Source organism: Dokdonella sp. (genome assembly GCF_051958935.1).
In the GTDB taxonomy this organism is placed as follows: domain Bacteria; phylum Pseudomonadota; class Gammaproteobacteria; order Xanthomonadales; family Rhodanobacteraceae; genus Dokdonella_A.
Window position 1 is genome coordinate 73,220 of the sequence record NZ_JBQCFP010000127.1, and the last position, 21,111, is coordinate 94,330.

At 70.1% G+C, this 21,111-nt stretch carries 19 protein-coding genes; 9 read left to right on the plus strand and 10 right to left on the minus strand.

What is annotated here, in order from left to right; genetic code table 11:
• Window positions 1-133 precede the first annotated feature (133 nt).
• The gene (locus ACTHK2_RS12315) at window positions 134-763 is read right to left on the minus strand and encodes a DUF4124 domain-containing protein (RefSeq protein ID WP_440246012.1); all 630 of its coding nucleotides are present in this window, start codon (window positions 761-763) and stop codon (window positions 134-136) included.
• Between the two features lie 101 nt (window positions 764-864).
• On the opposite strand from ACTHK2_RS12315, the gene ACTHK2_RS12320 reads away from it, so the two are divergent.
• Window positions 865-1,911 carry a threonine aldolase family protein gene (locus ACTHK2_RS12320; RefSeq protein ID WP_440246013.1) on the plus strand — a complete coding sequence of 349 codons (1,047 nt, stop codon included), beginning with the start codon at window positions 865-867 and terminating at the stop codon, window positions 1,909-1,911.
• 111 nt (window positions 1,912-2,022) lie between these two features.
• A complete protein-coding gene (locus tag ACTHK2_RS12325; protein WP_440246014.1) occupies window positions 2,023-3,714 on the plus strand; it encodes a sensor domain-containing diguanylate cyclase in 1,692 nt (563 codons plus the stop codon).
• A 53-nt stretch (window positions 3,715-3,767) separates the two neighbouring features.
• On the opposite strand, the gene ACTHK2_RS12330 is transcribed toward ACTHK2_RS12325, so the two are convergent.
• Window positions 3,768-4,433, minus strand: coding sequence for a 2-hydroxychromene-2-carboxylate isomerase (locus tag ACTHK2_RS12330; protein WP_440246015.1), 666 nt, complete (start codon window positions 4,431-4,433; stop codon window positions 3,768-3,770).
• A gap of 1 nt (window position 4,434) precedes the next feature.
• Window positions 4,435-6,855, minus strand: coding sequence for an acyl-CoA dehydrogenase (locus tag ACTHK2_RS12335; RefSeq protein ID WP_440246016.1), 2,421 nt, complete (start codon window positions 6,853-6,855; stop codon window positions 4,435-4,437).
• A gap of 98 nt (window positions 6,856-6,953) precedes the next feature.
• Between ACTHK2_RS12335 and ACTHK2_RS12340 the strand changes: the two genes are divergently transcribed.
• From ACTHK2_RS12340 to ACTHK2_RS12355, 4 genes are all read left to right on the plus strand, one after another.
• A complete protein-coding gene (locus tag ACTHK2_RS12340) occupies window positions 6,954-7,589 on the plus strand; it encodes a hypothetical protein (protein WP_440246017.1) in 636 nt (211 codons plus the stop codon).
• Window positions 7,590-7,796: 207 nt separating this feature from the next.
• Window positions 7,797-8,321, plus strand: a complete 525-nt coding sequence (locus tag ACTHK2_RS12345) for a hypothetical protein (protein WP_440246018.1) — start codon at window positions 7,797-7,799, stop codon at window positions 8,319-8,321.
• Window positions 8,322-8,469: 148 nt separating this feature from the next.
• Window positions 8,470-9,258 carry an AMP nucleosidase gene (locus ACTHK2_RS12350; protein WP_440246019.1) on the plus strand — a complete coding sequence of 263 codons (789 nt, stop codon included), beginning with the start codon at window positions 8,470-8,472 and terminating at the stop codon, window positions 9,256-9,258.
• Window positions 9,259-9,301: 43 nt separating this feature from the next.
• Window positions 9,302-10,012 (plus strand): VIT1/CCC1 transporter family protein, encoded by a 711-nt coding sequence (locus ACTHK2_RS12355; RefSeq protein WP_440246020.1) that lies wholly within the window; start codon window positions 9,302-9,304, stop codon window positions 10,010-10,012.
• 200 nt (window positions 10,013-10,212) lie between these two features.
• Here ACTHK2_RS12355 and ACTHK2_RS12360 read toward each other — a convergent pair whose 3' ends face one another.
• Window positions 10,213-10,731: an adenine phosphoribosyltransferase gene (locus ACTHK2_RS12360; RefSeq protein ID WP_440246021.1), complete on the minus strand. Its 519-nt coding sequence runs from the start codon at window positions 10,729-10,731 to the stop codon at window positions 10,213-10,215.
• Window positions 10,732-10,850: 119 nt separating this feature from the next.
• Window positions 10,851-11,774, minus strand: coding sequence for a Grx4 family monothiol glutaredoxin (gene grxD, locus ACTHK2_RS12365; RefSeq protein ID WP_440246022.1), 924 nt, complete (start codon window positions 11,772-11,774; stop codon window positions 10,851-10,853).
• Window positions 11,775-12,022: 248 nt separating this feature from the next.
• Between grxD and ACTHK2_RS12370 the strand changes: the two genes are divergently transcribed.
• On the plus strand, window positions 12,023-14,059 hold the full coding sequence (locus ACTHK2_RS12370; protein ID WP_440246023.1) for an Ig-like domain-containing protein: 2,037 nt from the start codon (window positions 12,023-12,025) through the stop codon (window positions 14,057-14,059).
• 97 nt (window positions 14,060-14,156) lie between these two features.
• Here the strand turns inward: ACTHK2_RS12370 and ACTHK2_RS12375 are convergent, their stop codons facing one another.
• On the minus strand, window positions 14,157-14,957 hold the full coding sequence (locus tag ACTHK2_RS12375) for a UDP-2,3-diacylglucosamine diphosphatase (protein WP_440246025.1): 801 nt from the start codon (window positions 14,955-14,957) through the stop codon (window positions 14,157-14,159).
• Window positions 14,958-15,130: 173 nt separating this feature from the next.
• Here ACTHK2_RS12375 and ACTHK2_RS12380 point away from each other — a divergent pair, with 173 nt between their 5' ends.
• Both ACTHK2_RS12380 and ACTHK2_RS12385 read left to right on the plus strand, forming a co-directional pair.
• Window positions 15,131-16,324, plus strand: coding sequence for a DUF3419 family protein (locus ACTHK2_RS12380; protein ID WP_440246026.1), 1,194 nt, complete (start codon window positions 15,131-15,133; stop codon window positions 16,322-16,324).
• Window positions 16,311-17,072 carry a class I SAM-dependent methyltransferase gene (locus tag ACTHK2_RS12385; protein WP_440246027.1) on the plus strand — a complete coding sequence of 254 codons (762 nt, stop codon included), beginning with the start codon at window positions 16,311-16,313 and terminating at the stop codon, window positions 17,070-17,072. The genes ACTHK2_RS12380 and ACTHK2_RS12385 overlap by 14 nt, the downstream gene beginning before the upstream one ends.
• 9 nt (window positions 17,073-17,081) lie before the next feature.
• Here ACTHK2_RS12385 and ACTHK2_RS12390 read toward each other — a convergent pair whose 3' ends face one another.
• The 4 genes from ACTHK2_RS12390 to ACTHK2_RS12405 form a co-directional block, all read right to left on the minus strand.
• Window positions 17,082-18,023 (minus strand): aldo/keto reductase, encoded by a 942-nt coding sequence (locus tag ACTHK2_RS12390; protein ID WP_440246028.1) that lies wholly within the window; start codon window positions 18,021-18,023, stop codon window positions 17,082-17,084.
• A 116-nt stretch (window positions 18,024-18,139) separates the two neighbouring features.
• Window positions 18,140-18,754 carry a C40 family peptidase gene (locus tag ACTHK2_RS12395; protein ID WP_440246029.1) on the minus strand — a complete coding sequence of 205 codons (615 nt, stop codon included), beginning with the start codon at window positions 18,752-18,754 and terminating at the stop codon, window positions 18,140-18,142.
• 180 nt (window positions 18,755-18,934) lie between these two features.
• Window positions 18,935-19,570: an SGNH/GDSL hydrolase family protein gene (locus tag ACTHK2_RS12400; protein ID WP_440246030.1), complete on the minus strand. Its 636-nt coding sequence runs from the start codon at window positions 19,568-19,570 to the stop codon at window positions 18,935-18,937.
• A gap of 159 nt (window positions 19,571-19,729) precedes the next feature.
• Entirely contained in the window at window positions 19,730-20,968 is a 1,239-nt protein-coding gene (locus ACTHK2_RS12405; RefSeq protein WP_440246031.1) for an aminotransferase class I/II-fold pyridoxal phosphate-dependent enzyme, read from the minus strand.
• Window positions 20,969-21,111 lie beyond the last annotated feature (143 nt).

The following is a 21,111-nucleotide window of genomic DNA, read 5'->3' on the forward strand; positions in this document are numbered from 1 at the left end:
GCAAGACAGAAGACTCAAAGCTTGAAACACGGAGTACACGGAGCACACGAAGAAGCAGGACGAAGTGAAAAGCTTTTCCTTGGTGTGCTCTGTGTGCTTCCTGTTTCAGGCTTTGTCACTGCTTGTGGTCGTCTCAGCACCCGCGCAGGCGTTCGCGCAGTTGCGCCTGTTCCTGCTCGAGTTGCGCTTCGGTGTCGCTGAAGGCGCGGCGCAGTTGACCGGTGACCTTGTCGAGTTCATTGCGCAGGTAGGCGCAGGCCTCGACCCGATCCGCGTGGTGGCATTCGTCGACGACCCAGACATAACCCGCGTCGAGCGGATCCGCGCGCGCCGGTGTCGACGGCGGATGCTGCAGTTCCGGAGCGGAAACGCCGGCACCGCCCGGGCCGTAGGTCTGCGCAAGGCTCTTGCCCGATCCCGCGACCATCGCGTACGGCACCCAGCTGCGCCGGCCGACGCCGTCTTCGCTCACGTAGCGACTGCCGTCGGTCGCGGTGCACAGGTAGAGCGTGGGCGGCGCTACCGCGGGCGGTGGCGGTGCCGGCGCTTCCACCGCGGGTGCTGCGACCTCGACCGCGACCGGTGCCGGTGTTTCGGCCGTGGGCGGCGGCCGTGGGTCGGCGAGATGGAGGACCGACTGTTCGGTGGCGTCAGCGCACGGCTTGTCCTGGAAACTCACGCCCTCGACGCCCGCGCAGCGGTACACCTCGGTCGCGGCGGCGGTGAGCGGCAGGAGGGCGAGCAGGGCGATCGCGCGAATCATGCGCGCATCGTAAACCCGTGCGCCGGCGCGGGACGAATGACGCGTGCGCCTGCCCGCGGAAACGGACTACGATGCGCGCCTGCGTCCTGTCGGAGCCCTGGATGACCGCCGATTTCATCGATCTGGCCAGCGACACGAAAACGCGGCCGACCGCGGCGATGCGCGCCGCGATGGCCGCGGCCGAGGTCGGCGACGAGCGCGCGCACGAGGACCCGAGCGTCAACCGCCCGCTTGCGCGGTGCGCCGCGTTGCTCGGCAAGGAGTCGGCGGTGTTCCTGCCGTCGGGCACGATGGCGAACGAGATCGCGCTCGCGGTGCACTGCCGGCCCGGCGACGCAGTGCTGTGCGATGCGACGTCGCACCTGATCGGCTTCGAGGGCGGCGGTCCGGCGGCGCTCGCGGGCGTGATGATCGAGCCGAGCGGCGGCCGTCGCGGCATCTTCGACGCGGCCGCGCTGCGCGCGGCGACCCGCGCCGACACGCCCTATGCGCCACGCCAGCGGCTCGTCGTGGTCGAGCAGACGTCGAACCTCGGCGGCGGTGCGATATGGCCGCAGGCGACACTCGACGACGTCGCCGCGACGGCGCGCGCGGCGGGGCTCGCGACGCACATGGACGGTGCGCGCCTGCTCAATGCCTGCATCGCGAGCCGCGCCGACGCCGCGCGGCAGGCGTGCGGATACGACTCGGTCTGGATCGATTTCAGCAAAGGCCTCGGCGCGCCCGGCGGTGCGGTGCTCGCCGGCAGCCGCGCGTTCTGCGACGAGGCATTCCGCATCAAGCTGCGCTGGGGCGGCGCGATGCGGCAGAGCGGCATCATCGCCGCCGCGTGCGAATACGCGCTCGACCATCACGTCGAGCGCCTCGCCGAAGACCACGCGAATGCGCGCCGCTTCGCCGACGCACTCGCCGGCGCGCCGGGCATCGCGATCACGCCGGCCGAGGTCGAGACGAACCTCGTCTACTTCGACGTCGCGGCGGCCGGCGGCGCGCGCGCGTTCGTCGCAGCGCTCGAGGCGCGCGGCGTGCGCATGGTCGCGATGGGCGCCTCGCGCGTGCGCGCGGTAACCCACCTGGACGTCGATTCGGTGGCGGTCGATCGCGCCGCGGCCCTCGTCCGGGAATTCTGCGGGGAAATGCGCCGGTAGAAGGCATACAAGGACTGGATTGGCCCGCGACTTGCTTGCCTGGGAGAGACGGCGAAGAAGGGGCATTTCTTGGACGATCGAGCGCGAGGACGGCGGTGGCTCGGGCGGGCAATGGCGCTCGTGCTGCTGTGCTCGGGCATCGGCGCCGCGGCGCACGAGGCGCCGATGCATGTCGAACGGCGCGAGCCGGACCTGCCGCGCAGCAGCGCCGCGCGCATCGTCGCCGGCGCAGAAGAGGCCCGTTTCGTCGCTGAATCGTACGCGGCGATTACGCCGTCGCGCGAACATGGACAGTGGTACCGGATCCGCCTCGCGAGCGACTGGATGGACGCGCGCCCGCCGGTGCTGACGATCTCCGACCCGCAAGGCCTCGCCGTCGTCGCCTACCTGCCGCCGGCCTACGCGGGGGTCGAACGCAGCGTCTATCGTGCCGACGGAGGCGGGGAATTCACGCGCCACGCGATTTCGATCGTGCTGCCCGACGACCTGCGCGCCGACCAACCGGTCTACCTCTGGATCGATCCGGCGAGCAGCGTGCCGCGCCGGCTCATGATCAGCGACATGGCGCAGGCGCGCACGCGCGACATCGTCAATGCGCGGCTCGACATCCTGTTCCCGGCGATCCAGCTCGCGACCCTGCTGGTCATGCTGAGCTTCTTCATCGTGCTGCGCGAGCGCATGTATGCGTACTTCGTCGGCCAGATGCTGTTCATCGTGCTGTTCGAGTTCTACGAGTTCGGCGTGGGCTTCGAGTATCCGCCGCTCGCTTGGCTCGCGCCGTTCGGCATCCGCGCGACCTGGCTCATGTCCCTGCTCGCCGCGATGCTGTCGATCGACTTCACGCGCCAGTTCCTCGATCTTGCGCATGCGGCGCCGCGCATCGACCGCGTGCTCGCGCGCGCGAGCTGGCCGCTGCTCGCGTTGGCGCTGATCGTGCTCGCGCCCTGGACGGGACCGGCCGGTTGGCTCGAAGACGTGCTCGCGTTCGCCTTCCTGCTGCTCGCGCCGCTGCTGCTCGTCTCGGGCCTCGCCGCCTGGCAGCAGGGCGGCCACCGTGGCGGCTATTACCTCTGCGCGTGGGTGCCGGGCCTCTTGTTCGTCATCGTGCGCTCGCTGCAGCTCGCGCTGCACTGGCCGGAACCGGTCTGGCTCGAGTTCGCGCTGCCGGCCGCGTTTGCATTCGCGGGGATCGTGCTCGCGTTCGGCCTCGCGGACCACATCGTGTCGATCCGCGACGAACGCGACCTCGCCCACCGGCTCGCCGAGCACGACATGCTCACCGGCGTGCTCAACCGCCGCGCGATCCTCGCGCGACTGCGCAGCGCATTCCTCGCCGCGCGCGAGAAGGAGCGGCCGCTCGCGGTGCTGTTCCTCGACCTCGACCACTTCAAGCGCGTCAACGACAGCTACGGCCATCGCGCCGGCGACCAGTGCCTGCGCGCGGTGATCGCGCCGATCGCGACCGAGCTGCGCCAGGGCGATGCGCTCGGCCGCTACGGCGGCGAGGAGTTCCTCGTCGTGCTGCCGGGCGCGACGGTCGCGAACGCCGAGGGCGTCGCCGAGCGCATTCGCCGGCGCGTCGAGGAGATGCCGATGCTGATCTCCGGCACGCGTGTCGGCCTCACCCTCAGCATCGGCGTGGCCGTACTCGAGCCGGAAGTGCTGACGCCCGACGACCTCATCGAGCGCGCCGATGCCGCGCTGTATCTGTCCAAGAGTGGCGGCCGCAACCTCGTCAGCACCCATCGTGGGGCGCTGGCGCCGCTCGCCGAAACCGCGCACGACGTCGGCCAGGGCGAGTGACGCGCGCGACGGCCCTGCGGCAGCGCATGCCGGCGGGACTCGCCGCCGTGCGGCTACGCGGATGCGCTGCCACCGCCGGCACGCGTGGTGCGCGCGCGCTCGACGCCGATCGGCAGCACGGCGATGCGCCGGTACTCCTCGCCGTCGAACGCGCACGGATCGGCGAGCCAGTCCTCGAGCATCGGGGTCGCGTCGTTGCCCCAGAAGAGTTCGCCCGCGACCGCGAGCGTCGGCACGCCGAACACGCCTGCCGCGAGCGCGGCGTCGGTGTTCTCGCGCAGGCGCGCCTTGACCGGTTCCGCGGCGATCGCGGCGGCGGCATCGTCGATGCCGAGCGAGCGGGCGACCTCGGCGAGTTCGCCCGCGCTCGTTCCCGCGCACCCGTCACGCCAGAGGTGATCGAAAATCGCCGTCACGGCGTCGAAGCCGCCGCCAGCGGCGATGCACAGGCGCAGCGCGGCGAGCGAGTTGAACGGATGCGCGGGCGGAAAGCGAAGGCGCACGCCCGCGCGGTCGGCCTGCCACTGCACGAATCGGTAGGTGAACTCGCGCTTGCCGGCGATCTCCGCCGGGCCGAGCTGGCCATGCCGCGCGAGCACCGCGCCGAACACGATCGGCACCGGCTCGATCGCGAGACGCTCGCTCAGCGCGCGCAATGCGGGCAGTTGCAGGTAGGCGAACGGTGAAACGAAATCGAAATACCAGGTGGCTGTGCGCATGTCAGTGCAGTGTCTTGTAGACCTCGGGATCGAACGCGTCGACCGCGATCACCTCGTCGCGTGCGTCGCGAGCCTCGTTGAGCAGGTCGTACTCGGCGCCGCTGATGACGCCCGCGGCGACGCCGAGGTCATCGAGCAGGTAACCCGGCGCGCGATCGAGCGCGCCGGCGCGCACCGCGTCGCGCAGCTTCGTCTCGATCGGGATCGCGCGCACCGCCTTGTCGAGCGCGGCTTCGAGCGAACCGAGGCCGGGTTCCTCCGGTGGTGGCACGAAAACGTCGGCGGTGAGCGTGCGGCGCGCCTCGCGGTTCTCGAGGATGTCGCGCGCGACTTCGCTGCCGAGCCGGTCGGACGGCGGGCGGAAGCGCGCACCGAGCGGGAAGATGGCGAGCTTGAGCAACACGGCGGCCCACCGCACGGGCAGGTTGTCGAGCACGCCGAGCAGCGCTTCCTGGATGCGGTACAGGCACAGTTCCGCCGACCAGCAGGCGAGCGCATGGTTCGGCCGCGTCTTCGGTTCGTCGTGGTAGCGCTTGAGCGCCGCGCTCGCGAGGTAGAGGTAGGCGAGCGCGTCAGCGAGGCGGCCGGACAGCTTCTCGCGCCGCTTGAGCGAGCCGCCGAGCGTGCCCATCGCGGTGTCCGAGACGATCGTGAAAGCCGCCGAGAAGCGTGAAAGGTGCTGGTAGTAGCGGTGCGTGTCCTCGGTGCGCGGCACGCCGGCGAGGCGCGAGCCGCTCCAGGCGAGCAGCTTCGCGCGCACGGCGCGCGTCACGAACAGGTTGACGTGGCCGAAGATCGCGCGATCGAACGCGGCGAGGTCGTTCTTCGCGACCGCGTCGATCTCCTTCTGCACGAACGGATGGCAGCGGATCGCGCCCTGGCCGTAGACGATCATCGACCGCGTGAGGATGTTCGCGCCCTCGACCGTGATGCCGATCGGCACCGCGTCCCAGGCGCGCGCGAGCGCGTTGCGCGGCCCGCGCTGGATCGCGCTGCCGGCGCGGATGTCCATCGCGTCGGCGACGACCTGGCGCATGCTGTCGGTGAGATAGGCCTTGCAGATGTTGCCGATCACCGCCGGCTTCTCGCCCGCGTCGAGCGCGCCGCAGGTGAGCGTGCGCGCGGCAGTCATGAGGTAGGTGAGCCCGGCGATGCGCGCGAGCGGCTCCTCGATGCCTTCGAAGCGGCCGATCGGCGTGTCGAACTGTTCGCGCACGGTGGCGTACGCGCCGCAGATGCGCGTGGCGAGCTGCGCTGCGCCGATCGACAGTGCCGGCAGGGAAATCGAGCGGCCCGCGGCGAGCGAGTCCAGGAGCATGCGCCAGCCGTGGCCGATCTGTTCGCGCCCGCCGATCACCGCTTCGTCGAGCGGCACGAACACGTCCTTGCCGACGATCGGGCCGTTCATGAACGGCACGCCCATCGGGTCGTGGCGCAGGCCGATCTCGATGCCTGGCGTCGCGCGAGGGATCAGCGCACAGGTGATGCCACGATCTTCCCGGTCGCCGATGAGCCGGTTCGGATCCTTGAGGCGGAACGCGAGGCCGATCAGCGTCGCGACCGGCGCGAGCGTGATGTAGCGCTTCTTCCACTCGAGGCGGAGGCCGAGCACCTCGACGCCGTCGACGACGCGCTTCTCGACGATGCCGACCGACTGCGTCGCGGCCGCATCCGAGCCGGCTTCCGGGCCGGTCAGGGCGAAGCATGGAATTTCCTCGCCGCGCGCGAGCCGCGCGAGGTACTTCTGCTTCTGCGCGGCGGTGCCATAGTGAAGCAGCAGTTCGCCCGGCCCGAGCGAGTTCGGCACCATGACGGTCACGGCCGCGGTGACCGAACGGCTCGCGATGCGCGTAACGACGCGCGAATGGCCGACCGCCGAGAAACCGAGGCCGTCGTGCTCCTTCGGAATGATCATGCCGAGGAAGCGCTGTTCGCGGATGTAGCGCCAGATTTCGGGTGGCAGGTCGCGCTGCTGGTAAACCTCCCAATCGCTGAGGCGTCGGCACAATTCCTCGACCGGGCCATCCATGAACGCCTGTTCCTCCGCGCTCAGCGGTGCCGGTGCGAAGTCGAGCAGCTTCTGCCAGTCGGGCATGCCGCCGAACAGGTCGCCGTCCCACCACACCGTGCCCGCTTCGAGTGCGATGCGCTCGGTATCGCCGAGCCGCGGCAGCACCTTCGCGAACACCGGCATCACGAAGCGCGATACGAGTGCGCGCCGCAGCGGCGGCAGGCCGAACACGAGCGCGAGCACGACCGCGACGACGGTGCAGGTGGCGAACAGCACCGGGTGGGCGACGCCGTCGATGCGCCAGCCGAGCAGCCAGGTCGCCGTCGCGGCGACCCAGGCGAGGAAACCGAGACCGCGGAACGCGAGCGCCCCGAACAGCGCGAGCGCGAGGAGCAGAACGATCCAGATCATGTCGCCACCTCCGGTCGTGGAACACCGATTATGCCTGTTGCGCGCGCCCGCCGCGGCCACGGCCCTGCGTAGAATGCGCGCTCGATCGGGGGAATCGCATGCGCATCATCGCCCTGCTGCTGCTCGGCCTGGCGCTCTATTTCGCCGCGGGACTGTTCTGGCCCGCGCGCTACGAGGGGGCGCGCTACGTGCCGCCGGCGGCGCCCGACAGCCCGGCGCTGCGTGCGCTGCGCGCGCGCCCGCTGCCGATCGACGACGCCGCGCGCGACGACGCATTCGTCGAACTGGCGGCGTTGCAGCAGAACGATGACGCAACAGCCTATGCGCGCTGGATGCAGGCGCGCGCATGGCGTGCATTCCTCGGTCGGCCCGAGCCGGCGCTCGCCCACGTCGGCGCGGCGATCGACGCGGGTCGCGACGGCGAGGCGGAGCTCGCCGCGCTGCGCGCCGACGTGCTCGCCGCGATCGTCGCGGTGCGGATCGAAACCGCACTCGCGCCGGCCCTGCTCGACCTGTATGTCGCCGGCGAGGACATGTCGCGTGGGCGCGTGCTCACGGTGGTCGCGCCCGGGCTGTGGAGCATCGACATCGGACGCTTCCATGCCTATCGCGTCGCGGTGAAGGTGCGCAATCTTTCGCGAGCGCCGATCGACGGCACGCCGGTCGCCCCGTTCCGTCTCGTGATGTCGTGGGACGGCGAGCGCGACAAGAGCGTGCGTTGCCGCGCCGACTGACGTATCTACTTAGTCCTGATCATCGCACGGCGAGGCGCGCCTGGAGCCAGGCATCGAAGTCACGTTCTGGTGCAGGAGCATGGCCGATCTCGGCTGGAAGACCGCGGCGGAGCCGATCGACTGGCTGCGCAGCGGCGCCGCCGTCGACGATCACCGCCTCGAGCTCGTCGCGGGCGAATCGTAGCGGCGATTCCCTCGCTCGGTGTCGTGTTGCGCCGCGGCGGCAACGACTACCGCACGCCCGAGCTCGACCGCGCGGCCGACCTCGCGCGCCATCGCGCGGGCGCGCGTGGCTGCTTCGAGCGCGGCACCTGCCTGCGCGAGATGTTCAGCAGCGCAGGCCAATGGCGCGCGACGCTCGCGTGGGCGCTCGCCGCGCTCGCCGTGTGCGTGACCGCGGCAACGCTCGCCCGGTCGCTTGCGACCGCGCTGCTGCTCGCGCTGTTCACGACGATCAGCGCCGCCATGCGCGCCCTCGTCGCCGGCGACGGCGACCTGCATCCGCTCCAGCCGCTGCACGCCACCGCCTGGATCGCCGCGGGCGCAGGGCTTGCCGCGCTCGCGTGGTCGTTGCGCGCGCCGCTGTCGGACTGGCGCGCGATGCGCGCGCGCCCGCGACCCGGCGTCATCTACGCGCGATGGGCGGCGGCCGCGGGCACGCTATGGGCGATCAGCGCGGTCGCGTACGGCGCGCTCGCGCTGTGGACGCTATGGTCCGCGTTTCGCCGCTAGCGAAGCGGGCCATTCCGTGGCGCTGGCGCAACGGCGGCAGGGGAATGGCTGCATGCGTGGCAACGATGAGGCTTCGGCCCGCCCGGCCCTGTCCGGCCACGCCGCGCGATCGTTGCGACGCGCCGCGGGAAGCTGCGAAGATCCGTCGATGAAGAACAAGACCGACATCGTCAACAACTGGCTGCCGCGCTACACGGGTTCGGCGCTCGACCGCTTCGGCGAACATGTGCTGCTCACCAATTTCGGCCACTACGTCGAGCTGTTCGCGCAGTGGCACGGCGTCGACGTGCAGGGGCGCGACCGACCGATGCCGAATGCGACCGCCGACGGCATCACGATGATCAACTTCGGCATGGGCAGTCCCAATGCCGCGACCGTGATGGACCTCCTGTCGGCGATCGGCCCGAAGGCGGCGCTGTTCCTCGGCAAGTGCGGCGGGCTCAAGAAGAAGAACCAGCTCGGCGACCTCGTGCTGCCGATCGCCGCGATCCGCGGCGAGGGCACGTCGAACGACTACCTGTTGCCGGAAGTGCCGGCGCTGCCCGCGTTCCAGCTGCAGCGCGCGGTGTCGACGATGATCCGCGACCTCGGCCACGACTACTGGACCGGCACGGTCTACACGACCAACCGCCGCGTGTGGGAGCACGACGTCGCGTTCAAGGACTACCTGCGCAAGACGCGCTGCATGGCGATCGACATGGAAACCGCGACCGTGTTCGCGGCCGGCTTCGCCAACCACATCCCGACCGGCGCGCTGCTGCTCGTGTCCGACCAGCCGATGATCCCCGAAGGCGTGAAGACCGAGGCGAGCGACAAGCTGATCACCGCGAATTTCGTCGAGGCGCACATCACGGTCGGCATCGAGGCGCTCAAGCTGGTGCGCCGCAACGGACGCAGCGTGAAGCACCTGCGCTTCGAGGACGACAACGACACCTGATCGACCGCGACGACGCATGTCACGCTGAACCGGAGTCCTGCACATGCCCAGACACAAGCGCACGAACCGCCACAGCGAGCGTCATCGCAGCGAACACATCGGTTGGCTGCGCGCCGCCGTGCTCGGCGCGAACGACGGCATCCTCTCCACCGCGGGCCTCGTCGTCGGCGTGGCCAGCGCCCAGGCTTCGAAAAGTGCCGTGATGCTGGCCGGATTCGCCGGCCTCGTTGCGGGCGGGTTCTCGATGGCGGCGGGTGAATACGTCTCGGTAAGTTCGCAGACGGATACCGAGACCGCCGACCGCACGCGCGAGCAGCAGGAACTGGCGACCGATCCCGCGGGCGAACGCGAGGAACTCGTCAACATCTACGTCGGGCGCGGTCTCGACCGCGAACTTGCCGGGAGAGTCGCCGACCAGATGATGGCGCACGACGCGCTCGGCGCCCACCTGCGCGACGAGCTCGGTCTCAGCGAGACGCTGCGCGCCCGCCCGATCCAGGCTGCATTGACGTCGGCGGCGACGTTCGTCGCGGGCTCGTCACTGCCATTGCTCGCGGTCATTCCCGCGCCGAACGACCATGTCGCGACGGTCGTTGCCGGTGTAGCGCTGGTCGCCCTCGGCGTGCTCGGCGCGGTCGCCGCACGCACGGGCGGCGCGCCGGCGATCACGGGTGCCGTGCGCGTGCTGTTCTGGGGCGCGCTCGCGATGGCCGCCACCGCCGCGACCGGCAAGCTGTTCGGCGTCGCGGTGTGAACGGGTCTTGCGCGGCGCTTGGAGCCGAAGCCTGAAACACGAAGGACGCGAAGAACACGAAGAAGAAAAATGAACGGACAGGATGTGGGCGAGCAGCTCAGGCCTTTCGCGAGTGCGCCCCAAAAAGCCTGATTTCGACAATGCGCCGTTCCTACGTGTACTTCGTGTTTCAGCTTTTTCGCGGTACCCGGCCGACCGGGTCAGTACGACAATAGCGCGTGCAGCGGCGGTATGTCGCCCCAGCGGGCGCGGCCGTGCAGGGCGGCGAGTTCGATGAGGACGCTCGCGCCGACCACGGTCGCACCGAGGCGCTCGACGACCGCGCGCGCCGCGCAGAGCGTGCCACCGGTCGCGAGCACGTCGTCGGCAATTAGGACGCGCTCGCCCGCGCGCAGCGCGTCGTCGCGGGCCTCGAGGCGATCGCGCGCGTATTCGAGTTCGTAGTCGACCGCGACCACCGGAGGCGGCAGCTTGCCGGGCTTGCGCAGCGGCACGAAGCCGGCGCCGAGCGTGGTCGCGAGCGCTGCGCCGAAGATGAAGCCGCGCGCCTCGATCGCGCACACGGCCTGGACCTGCGCCTCGCGCCATGGCTCGGCGAGCAGCGCGATGCAGCGCGCGAACTCGCCCGCGTCGGCGAGCAGCGGGGTGACGTCACGGAACACGATGCCCGGCGTCGGGAAATCCGGCACCGCGCGGATCAGGCTGGCGAGCTTCTGCATGGGTTCGTCAGGACGGGCGAAGAATGGCGAGCAGGGCGGGTCGAGCCGCGTAGCGGCGAGTCCCGCCATCAACGAAGCGGCGGCACGCGCGATGCGCGTACCGCCCTACGTGCGGGCGATCAATAACGCGGGATCGACGGATCGATCTCGACCGACCAGGCGTCGATGCCGCCTTCGACGTTCCACAAGTTGGTGAAGCCGTGCTCGCGGAAATGCTCGGCCGCATTGCGGCTCGAGTTGCCGTGGTGGCAGATGAAGGCGAGGGCGGCGTCCTTCGGTAGCGCGGTGAGGCGTGCATGCGTTTCCGGCGTGAACGGCTCGGCACCGGCGAAAGGCGCGATCGCGCGGTCCTGTTCAGGCCGCACGTCGACGACGGTGATGTCGCCGGCCTGCATGCGTTCCTTGAGCTGGTGCACGTCGAGCGAGCGGATCGCCTGCGGTGCCTGCGGCAGGAAGATCGCGAGGCCTTCGCCGTGCGGCGTGCGCGTCCAGTCGATGCTCGCGCCACGCGCGCGCTGCGCGCTCGCCGCGTCGAAACGGATCTCCAGGCCGTTGGCGACGGCGACGATGTCGTTCTCGCCCGGCTCGCGCAGCTGGAACTGCGGCTGGAAGCGGCCGTCGACGACGAGGAACAGCTTGGCGTCGCCCGCGTCGGCGAGCGCGGCGCGCACCTTCTCGACGGCGGCGTCGGAAATCGTCAGCTGCGGCGGTGTGCGGTCAGGTGCGGCGACGCCGAGCACGCGATGGAGTTCGCCCGAGTCGAACATCGACTGCACGATGTCCGCGCCGCCGACGAGTTCGCCGCCGATGTACAGCTGCGGGATCGTCGGCCACTGGCCGAATTCCTTGATGCCTGCGCGGATCTCCTCGTCGGCGAGCACGTCGACACTGTGGTAGTCCTCGAGCAGCGCGTTGAGGCGGTCGGCCGCGGCCGCCGAGAAGCCGCACTGCGGCGCGTGGCGCGTGCCCTTCATGAACAGCACGACGTGATGGTCGGCGAGCAGCGATTCGATGCGCGCGCGCGTGGCGGGAGAGAGCGACATGGCGGGTTCCGTGGGGCGGGTCGGTGATGATACGCCCGTGCGGGATGTGGGGCGGGCGGGACGGGCGGGAATTTATGGGCGATAATCATGCGATGCAAGACGCCGCGCCGGACGCGTGGCGGCCAGGGCAGGGGCAGGGCCGCGAGGCCTTCGAATGCAGCACAGGCTCGGAATCCATTCGTCGCGAGGCGATCGCCGGCGGCGCCCGGGATTCCGCATGGATCGGCACAAAGCTCGGGAGGGGTGTCATGGTTCGTCGCAAGTCGCTCGCGGTCGCGATCGGGGCCGCGTTGTCCACGGTCACATTGTCGGTCGTCTCCATTGCCGGATCGGCGCGAGCGCAACCCGCGCCGCCCGCGGAAGGCGTCGTGCCCATTACCTACGTCGGTGCCAACGCGCGCGTGTCGCTCGGCATCGACGACGACGGCGACGTGCTCGGCGAGATCCTCGGCATCCTCGGCAAGACCGACGACCATGCCTGGCTCGCGCAACTGTGGCTCGGACAGGGCGGCGCCGGCGGCGCGCAGGTCGACTACCACTGGCTGCGCGGCGATCCCGGCGCGCAAGGCGCCGGCGGCACGAGCGTGCTCAAGGCATTCGGCGCGTTCGACCAGAACGCGTGGAAGGATCGCAAGGCGACGCTCGGCGTCGGCTGGGAGCGGAACGATTTCTCGATCGACGCATACCTCAGCCACGCGACCTCCGGATCGCGTCTGGCCGGAACGACGCTCGCCACCGACGTGACCCAGCTGGCGGGCACGGACGAACACGGCGACTACACGCAGACGCAGACGATCGAGACGCTCACCGAAGCGTTCGAGCATCCGTACGACGACGGCGTCGGCGTGCGTTTCGGCCGGTATTTCGACGAGCCGCTGCTGCGCGTGCGCGGCGGCCTCGATTACGAGCGCGGCAAGTACGACTCCGACCAGTGGACGTTGTCGCTCGGCCTCGACAAGTATTTCGCGAACACCGGTTTCAGCGTGTCGCTGCTCGGCGAGAGCCTGCACAAGGGCGGCGAGTTCGAGCGCGACAGGAGCGACACGCGTGGCTGGCTGCTGCTGCGCTACGACATCGGCCAGAACTACCGCGCACGCGAGCCGTACCGCATGGTTCAGGTCGAGCGTCCCGCCCCGGCCGCCGCGGCGACGGCGCCGCAGGTGGTGCGCAACGAGGTCAAGCTCGACGGCGATGCGTTCTTCGACTTCGACCATTCGGACCTGCGCGCCGACGCGCGCGCCGCGCTCGACGCACTCATCGACAAGCTGAAATCCACCTCGCGCGTGAGCCGCGTCGCCGTCGTCGGCCACACCGACTCGGTCGGTACGGTCGCCTACAACCAGAAGCTGTCGGAACGACGCGCAGCGAGTGCCAAGCGTTACCTCGTCGCGCATGGCGTCGACGCCGCCGAGATCGACGCGCGCGGCGAAGGCGAGCTCAACCCGTCGTACCCGAACGACACGCCGGCCGATCGCCAGAAGAACCGCCGCGTCGACGTCGAGTTCCTCACGATCGAGGAGACGATCGAACCGGCGCCGCCCGCGCCCACCCCCGAGGTCGAATGGGTGAGGGAGCCCGTCGCCGCGCCGCCGGCCTGGATCGAGCGTGCGTTGCGCAATCCGGCCGAGCACAAGCGCACGGTCGACGTGTACCGCTTCGAGAAGACGACGAAGACGACGACACTCGGCCCGCGCAATTACACCAACCATCCGCCCGTCGCGCAGGACGACGCGATCGCGCTCGAGCAGGATGCGCCCGCGACGCCGATCGCGGTGCTCGCCAACGACAGCGACCCCGATGGCGACACGCTGGCCGTGACGAGCGTCGGCGCACCGTCGCACGGCAGTGCGGTCGCGACGCCCGCGGGCGTCGACTACACGCCCGCCGCCGGCTACGTCGGCGACGACAGCTTCACCTACACGATCAGCGACGGCCGTGGCGGCAGCGCGAGCGCGACGGTGCACGTGACCGTCACGACGCCGAACCATCCGCCGGTGGCGGGGCCGCTGTCGGTGCGCGTGCTCAAGGGCGCATCGATCGACATCCCCGTCCTGCAGGCGGCGTCGGATCCCGATGGCGACCCGCTCACGGTGATCGCGGTGAACCACACCGGGCCGTTGCCGGACAACACGGTCACGATCAACCCGGACTTCACCGTGCACTACACGTCGATCCACGGCTGGTTCGGCCAGGACTACTTCGAGTACACCGTGTCCGACGGCAAGGGCGGCACGGCGACCGGCACGATCGCGGTGCACGTGTACGAGATTCCGCCGCCGATATGAGGCGCTCATGCGGATGACCGGGCATCCTGCCCGGGATCCGTTCGCCGCGCCCGGTACAGGCCCGGCGCGGCTCCGCGGTGTTGGCTGTCGCGTCCCGCTAGGCCGCGGCGGGCAACGGCCATGGCTCGGCGGCCGTGCCACTGCGCGCCAGGCTGAGCCGGCGGTCGCTCCAGTGCAGCAGTTCGAAAGAGCCGTCGTGGTGCTCGACGAGGCCGGTGCAATGTTCGACCCAGTCGCCGTCATTGATGTAGAGCGCGCCGGCATGATCGTGCATGTTCGCGTAGTGGATGTGGCCGCAGATGTGGCCGTCGAACCCGTCGGCGCCGGCCTGGGCGGCGACGCGGCGTTCGAAATCGGCGATGAAGCGGCGGGCGGCGCCGATGCGCATCTTCAGCAGGATCGACAGCGGGCGATAGCCGAGGCCAAGCAGCCGCAACAACGCATTCGCGCGCCGGTTCGAGGCGCACACGACATCCTGCAGCACGTCGCCGAGCGCGAGCAGCCAGCGTGGCGCATCGCGATGACGGTCGTACTCGTCGCCGTGGCTGACCCGGTAACGTCGGCCGTCGGTGCCGACGTGCACCGCGTCGAGGCTGATCTCCACGCCGGCGACACGCATGCCCGCGAAGCGGCGCAGGGCCGCGTCGTGATTGCCCGGGATGTAGACGACGCGCGTGCCTAGCGCGGCGATCGCCAGCAGCTCGCGGATCACTGCGGCGTGACTCGCATGCCAGTACGGCCGCTTCGCCATGTTCTCGAAGTCGACGATGTCGCCGACGAGGTAGAGCCGCTCGCAGCGCAGCGTGCGCAGGAAGTCGAGCAGGTAGCGGGCCTTGCAGCCGGCGTAGCCCAGGTGCACGTCGGAGATGAACACGCTGCGGAACGAGAGTCGCGACATCGCGCATCCTCGCGGGAAGCCGGATGCAGTGTCGGCTCCGTACGTCTCGCGCGGGTTGCGCCGCGGTTGCACGACGGTGACAGTGAATGCGCGGCGCAGCCCGCATCGCAACACGTGCGTGTCACATCGCCGGCTTAGCATCCGTGCGCAGTCCCCCGCCACCGCGAACGCCGATGCCGATCCCGAACCTGCGCGACAAGTTCGACCAGGCCATCTTCGATGCGATCTATACGCGCAGCCTCGTCTACAACACCTGCTGGGAAGACCCCGCGGTCGATCGCCGCGCCCTCGCGCTCGGTCCCGACGATCGCGTGCTCGTGATCACCAGCGCGGGCTGCAATGCGCTCGATTACGCGCTGCAGGCGCCGCACAGCATCCATGCGGTCGACGCCAATCCGCGCCAGACTGCACTGCTCGAACTCAAGCTCGCCGGCATCCGCAGGCTGGAATTCGACGACTACTTCTCGATCTTCGGCGAGGGGCGGAGCGCGCGGTTCGCCGAGATCTATCGCGCCGTGTTGCGCGACGAACTTTCGATGTTCGCGCGCGCCTGGTGGGATCGCCATGCGGGCTGGTTCACGAGCCGTCACGGCAGCTTCTATTTCCACGGCCTTTCCGGCTGCGTGGCACGTGGCGTGCGCGCGTACTTCGCGACGCGACCGCGGCTGCGGCGCGCGATGGAAGACCTGTTCCTCGCGCGCGACGTCGACGAGCAACGCGCGATCTACGATGGTCGCGTTGCGCCCCAGCTGTGGAGCGCGCCCGTCAACTGGGTGATCTCGCGCCAGTTCGTGATGAGCCTGCTCGGCGTACCGTACCCGCAGCGCCGCCTTGTCGAGGCGCAGCACGAGCGCGGCGTGGCGGGGTTCATCCGCAGCGCGGTGCAATACGTGTTCCGTCAACTGCCGCTCGCGGACAACTATTTCTGGCACGTATACATGACCGGTCGCTATCGCCCCGACTGCTGTCCCGAGTACCTCAAGCGGGACAACTTCGAGCGCCTCAAGGGCGGGTTGGTCGAGCGCATCGTGCCGCACACGACGACGGTGACGACCTTCCTGCGAACGCACGATGCGCCGATCACGCGTTTCGTGCTGCTCGACCACATGGACTGGATGAGTTCGTACCATCCTGCCGCGCTGATCGAGGAATGGGAGGCGATCCGCGAACGCGCCGCGCCGAATGCGCGCATCCTGCTGCGCAGCGCGCAGGCGCGTCCCGCCTACCTCGACGCAATCCGCATCGGCCCGGCACGCGAGCGCTTGCGCGATGCATTCCGCTTCTTGGATTCGGAAGCCGATGCACTGCAGCGGTACGACCGCGTCCACACCTACGCCGGCTTCATGATCGCCGATGTTCCGGCTTGAAGCGTTGCAGGGTGACCTCGCCGTGCTCGCGCGCCTCGTGCGCGGCATGCCGCGCGCCGGGTCGCACGCGCAGGCACTCGGCGCGTTCTACGGCCCGCAGTCGGCACACTACGACCACTTCCGCGAGCGGCTGCTGCAGGGTCGCGCGGAGCTCGTTGCCGACATCGAGCTGGGCGACGGCGCGCACGTCGTCGAACTCGGCGGCGGAACCGGCCGCAATCTCGAGTTCTTCGGCGCGCGTGCGGCGCGCATCGCGCGCTACGACGTGGTCGACCTCTGCGCACCGCTGCTCGCGCGCGCGTGCGAGCGCCGCCGCGTGTTCCCGCAGCTGAGCGCGATTGAGGCCGACGCAACGACGTGGCGGCCGTGCAAGCCGGTCGACGCCGTGATCCTGTCGTACGCGCTCACGATGATCCCGGACTGGCGCGCGGCGCTCGCCAATGCAGTCGACATGCTCAAGCCGCGAGGCGTTCTCGCGGTCGTGGATTTCCACGTGTCGCCCGCGCGCAGTGCGGAGGGGTGCGCCCAGCACGGCCCGCTCGAACGCCGATTCTGGCCGTCCTGGTTCAGCCACGACGGCGTGCGCCTCGACCCCGCGCATCTCCCGACGCTGCTCGCGATGCTGCCGTCGCATTCCCTTGTCGAGGCTCGCGCACGCGTGCCGTACCTGCCGTTCGCGCGCGTCCCGTACTTCCGCTTCATCGGCCGCACGATGCCCGGCGAAGACGCGGGCGGGCATGGACGTTGATGGGTTCGGTCAGGCGCCGACGTCGAGGCGTTGCATGTCCTCGTCGGACAGGCGCAGGCGCACGGCGCCGGCGAGTTCGGCGACCTGCGCGGGAGTCGTCGCGCTCGCGATCGGCGCGGTGATGCCGGGGCGGGCGATGAGCCAGGCGAGCGCGACCTGCGCCGGGGTCGCATCGTGCCGACGCGCGACGTCGTCGAGCGCGGCCAGCACGCGCAGGCCGTAGCCGTTGAGATATTTGCCCACGGCGCCGCCGCGCGCGGCGCTCTTGCCGAGGTCTGCTTCGCTTCGGTACTTGCCGGTGCGGAATCCGCTCGCCAGCGCGTAGTAGCAGACGACGCCGACGCCGCTGTCGAGGACGAGCGGCGCGAGATTCGTCTCGTAGTACTTGCGCGCGACGAGGTTGTACTCGGGCTGAAGCACTTCGTAGCGTGGCAGGCCGAGCCGTTCGCTCGTCGCGAGCGCTTCGGCGAAGCGGGCCGCGGTGTAGTTCGATGCACCGATCGCGCGCACCTTGCCGCGCTCGATCAGCCGCGCGAACGCGCCGAGCGTATCGGCGAGCGGCACGCTCGCATCGTCCTCGTGCGCGAAATACAGGTCGATCGTGTCGACGCGGAGGCGCTGCAGCGATTCGTCGGCGGCCGCTTCGATGTTCGCGGGCGAGAGCCCGCGATGGCGCGACCACTTGGCGACCTTGGTCGCGACGACGACGCGCTCGCGCTTGCCGCTGCGCGCGAGCCAGCGGCCGATCATGGTTTCCGATTCGCCGCCCTGGTTACCCGGCACCCAGGCCGGATACGCGTCGGCGGTGTCGAGGAGGTCGAGACCGGCATCCACGAACGCGTCGAGCACGGCGAACGCGCCGGCTTCATCGACGCTCCACCCGAACACGTTGGTGCCGAGTGCGAGCGGGGAGACGGAAAGACCGGAGCGGCCGAGCGGACGTGGATTCATCGCACGGGACTCCTGGGCGGTGGACGGGATTCGCGCCGAGGCGCGCATCGCAGTGGATGGGATTCGCGCCAGGGGCGCGCATCCGTGTCGCCGCGCCGGACGCCGGCGAGCCGTGATCAGGACAGGACTTCGGGGCGCTTCGCGCCGGCGTAGCGACGCGTCCAGTAGCTCTCGTCGAGGCGGCTGATGCTGACCGACTTGCCGCTCGAAGGCGAGTGGATGAAACGGCCCTCGCCGAGGTAGATGCCGACGTGCGAGACGCGCTTGCCGCGGGTCTTGAAGAACACGAGGTCGCCGACCTTGAGGTCGGCGCGCGCGACATTGATGCCGGCGCGGTACTGGCTGGCCGAGTCGACCGGCAGGTCGACGCCGGCGCCGTGGCGGAACACGTAACGCACGAAGCCGCTGCAGTCGAAGCCGGTCTTGGGGTCTCGGCCGCCGCGGCGATACCGGATGTTCTGCAGCGTCAGTGAGAAGTCGGCCAGCAGCTTGCGCAGGCCGCCGACCGGGCCGGTGGCCTCCGGCTTCTCCGGCACGACCGCCTCGGCTACCGGTGCGATGGGGCTGACGAGGAACTCGCCCGACGTCGGCCAGGCGGTCGAGGCGATCGCGGAGGCGGACTCGAGCTGCCAGGGCCGCACATCGACGGCCGACGGAGCGGCCACGGCGTCGACACCCTGCGTCGCGACAAAAGCGAGCAAAAACAAGGCCGTCATTCGCTGGAATGGCATCGGTACGCTCCGGATACGGACAGGGAGGCGATACCGCATGTGCAGTCCGGCCCACCCCCGTGGAGGGGTGAAAGTAGCAAAGGCTTTTTGCGGAGTTGTTTGGCTCGCGTTAAGCGAGCGGCGATTTCGACGGATTTTTGTGACGCGGTTCCGCTTCGGGCTGCCAACCGGGTAGCGGAATCAGGCGCCGGAGGGCGCCCCGGCGCCGGCCCGGAGCAGCGCGCGTGCGACCGGGACGATCTCCTCGGTCCACAGCGCATACTGCGCGGCCGATGGGTGCAGGCCGTCGGCGACGAGCATCGCCTCGCCGCCGCCGGCGTCGCGGGACGCCGTGGTGACGTCGACGAATGCGACGCCGGCGTCCGCGGCGATCGTGCGCGCGGCAGCGTTGAACGCGTCGATCTGTGCACCGACGTGCGCGGCGTCGCGCCCCTGCTCTCGCGCGAAGCGCGTCACGCCCCAATCGGGAATCGACACGACGAACACGCGTGCGGGCGACCCCGCGAGCGCGATGGCGCGCGCAAGCAGGGCGTGGAACTCCTCGCGATAGTCGTCGAGCGCGCGGCCGCGATACTGGTTGTTGACGCCGATGAGCAGGCTGACCAGTGCATACGACGGCGCGAGCGGTGCCGCATCCATCGCCGCGGAGAGTTCGTCGGTGGTCCAGCCCGTGGTCGCCACGATCTCGGGATCGCCGAGCGCGACGCCGAGTGCGCGCAGCCGGCGTGCGAGCTGCGCCGGCCAGCGCTCGTCGGCTTCGACGCCCTCGCCGATCGTGTAGGAGTCGCCGAGGGCGAGATAGGTCGCGGTGTTCATCGGGCTCCTTGCAAGGACGACGGCGACGGCAAAGATCGAAGTACCAAGCACACCGCGCAGCGAAGCGTACGCGATCGCGGCACGGTCATGTAGGGCGGGTCGAGCGCGAAGCGCGAGTCCCGACGTCGACACGGCGGCACGCGCGTCGCGCGTACCGCCCTACGCGACGCGGCGGGCGGAGGCCTGCGCCTGGCGTGCGAGTTCGCGCTCGCTGCGCGCGAGCGCATCGGCGAGCACGGCGGGTTCGGGCAGCAGGGTCAGGCGGAAATGGTTGCGCGCGGCAAGGTTGAAGCTCGATCCGGGCACGAGGATGATCTGTTCGTGCTCGAGCAGGTCGAGCGCGAACGCGGCATCGTCGAAGCCGGGCAGCCGCTCGGCATCGACGCCCGGGAACGCGTACAGCGCCCCGTCGGGCGCGACCATGCGCAGGAATTCGCTGCGCTCGACCGCGTCGACGACCGCCGCGCGCGCCGAGTGCAGGCGGCCGCCCGGGCGCGTGAGCGCGCCGATTTCATTCGGCCCTTCGAGCGCGGGCTTGATCGCCCATTGCGCGGTCACGTTGCTGCACAGGCGCAGGCTTGCGAGCAGGTCGAGTGCGCGCACGAGGTCGTGCACGCGGCGCTCGTTGCCGGTGACGGAGAGCCAGCCGACGCGGTAGCCGCAGGCGAGGTGCACCTTCGACAGGCCGCCGTAGCTGATGCACGGCGCGTCGCCCGCGAGCGGCGCGAGCGGCGTGAACGCGGCGCCGTCGTAGAGCACGCTGTCGTAGATCTCGTCGCAGAGAAGGACGAGCCGGTGGCGGCGCGCGACGTCGACGAGCGCGACGAGCAGTTCGCGCGGATAGACCGCGCCGGTCGGATTGTTCGGGTTGATGATCACGAGCGCGCGCGTGCGCGGCGTGACCATCGCCTCGACCTCGGCCGGGTCGGGCAGGTGTGCGCGCTCGGGCGGGCACGGGTAGTGCAGCGGCACGCCGCCGTTGAGGCGTGTCGCCGCGGTCCACAGCGGATAATCCGGCGCGGGCACGAGCACCTCGTCGCCCGCGTCGAGCAGCGCGCGCAGGCTGAGGTCGATCAGTTCGCTGACGCCGTTGCCGATGAAGACCTGCTCGGCCTTCGCTTCGGCACCGTTGCGGCAATGCTGCGCGGCGACCGCCTCGCGTGCCTCGAGCAGGCCCTGCTGGTGGCAGTACGCCTCGCTCCTGGGCAGCGCGGTCGCGATCGCGTCGCGCAGATGCTGCGGCACGCGGAAGCCGAACAGGCCGGGATTGCCGATGTTGAGGCGCAGGATCGCCTTGCCTTCGGCCTCCAGCTCGTGCGCGCGCCGGCTGAGCGGTCCGCGGATGTCGTAACGCACGTCTTCGAGGCGGCGGCTGGTCGCGACCGTTGGATGCGGCATGTCCCTTTCCCGGCATGGTGTACGTCGACCGATCCTAGCAGCGCGTTTGCTGCACCGCACGCGAGGCGCGCCCGATTCGGGTACCTGCGCGCCGTCGTCCGCGCATCCACGCCGGCTGCCCGGCGGGCGCACGGGCGGGGATG

What these genes read in the sequence shown, in the direction of transcription:
- ACTHK2_RS12315 (WP_440246012.1), bottom strand. Translation starts at nt 763, where the DNA reads ATGATTCGCGCGATCGCCCTGCTCGCCCTCCTGCCGCTCACCGCCGCC.
- ACTHK2_RS12320 (WP_440246013.1), top strand. Translation starts at nt 865, where the DNA reads ATGACCGCCGATTTCATCGATCTGGCCAGCGACACGAAAACGCGGCCG.
- ACTHK2_RS12325 (WP_440246014.1), top strand. Translation starts at nt 2,023, where the DNA reads ATGGCGCTCGTGCTGCTGTGCTCGGGCATCGGCGCCGCGGCGCACGAG.
- ACTHK2_RS12330 (WP_440246015.1), bottom strand. Translation starts at nt 4,433, where the DNA reads ATGCGCACAGCCACCTGGTATTTCGATTTCGTTTCACCGTTCGCCTAC.
- ACTHK2_RS12335 (WP_440246016.1), bottom strand. Translation starts at nt 6,855, where the DNA reads ATGATCTGGATCGTTCTGCTCCTCGCGCTCGCGCTGTTCGGGGCGCTC.
- ACTHK2_RS12340 (WP_440246017.1), top strand. Translation starts at nt 6,954, where the DNA reads ATGCGCATCATCGCCCTGCTGCTGCTCGGCCTGGCGCTCTATTTCGCC.
- ACTHK2_RS12350 (WP_440246019.1), top strand. Translation starts at nt 8,470, where the DNA reads ATGAAGAACAAGACCGACATCGTCAACAACTGGCTGCCGCGCTACACG.
- ACTHK2_RS12355 (WP_440246020.1), top strand. Translation starts at nt 9,302, where the DNA reads ATGCCCAGACACAAGCGCACGAACCGCCACAGCGAGCGTCATCGCAGC.
- ACTHK2_RS12360 (WP_440246021.1), bottom strand. Translation starts at nt 10,731, where the DNA reads ATGCAGAAGCTCGCCAGCCTGATCCGCGCGGTGCCGGATTTCCCGACG.
- grxD (WP_440246022.1), bottom strand. Translation starts at nt 11,774, where the DNA reads ATGTCGCTCTCTCCCGCCACGCGCGCGCGCATCGAATCGCTGCTCGCC.
- ACTHK2_RS12370 (WP_440246023.1), top strand. Translation starts at nt 12,023, where the DNA reads ATGGTTCGTCGCAAGTCGCTCGCGGTCGCGATCGGGGCCGCGTTGTCC.
- ACTHK2_RS12375 (WP_440246025.1), bottom strand. Translation starts at nt 14,957, where the DNA reads ATGTCGCGACTCTCGTTCCGCAGCGTGTTCATCTCCGACGTGCACCTG.
- ACTHK2_RS12380 (WP_440246026.1), top strand. Translation starts at nt 15,131, where the DNA reads ATGCCGATCCCGAACCTGCGCGACAAGTTCGACCAGGCCATCTTCGAT.
- ACTHK2_RS12385 (WP_440246027.1), top strand. Translation starts at nt 16,311, where the DNA reads ATGTTCCGGCTTGAAGCGTTGCAGGGTGACCTCGCCGTGCTCGCGCGC.
- ACTHK2_RS12390 (WP_440246028.1), bottom strand. Translation starts at nt 18,023, where the DNA reads ATGAATCCACGTCCGCTCGGCCGCTCCGGTCTTTCCGTCTCCCCGCTC.
- ACTHK2_RS12395 (WP_440246029.1), bottom strand. Translation starts at nt 18,754, where the DNA reads ATGCCATTCCAGCGAATGACGGCCTTGTTTTTGCTCGCTTTTGTCGCG.
- ACTHK2_RS12400 (WP_440246030.1), bottom strand. Translation starts at nt 19,570, where the DNA reads ATGAACACCGCGACCTATCTCGCCCTCGGCGACTCCTACACGATCGGC.
- ACTHK2_RS12405 (WP_440246031.1), bottom strand. Translation starts at nt 20,968, where the DNA reads ATGCCGCATCCAACGGTCGCGACCAGCCGCCGCCTCGAAGACGTGCGT.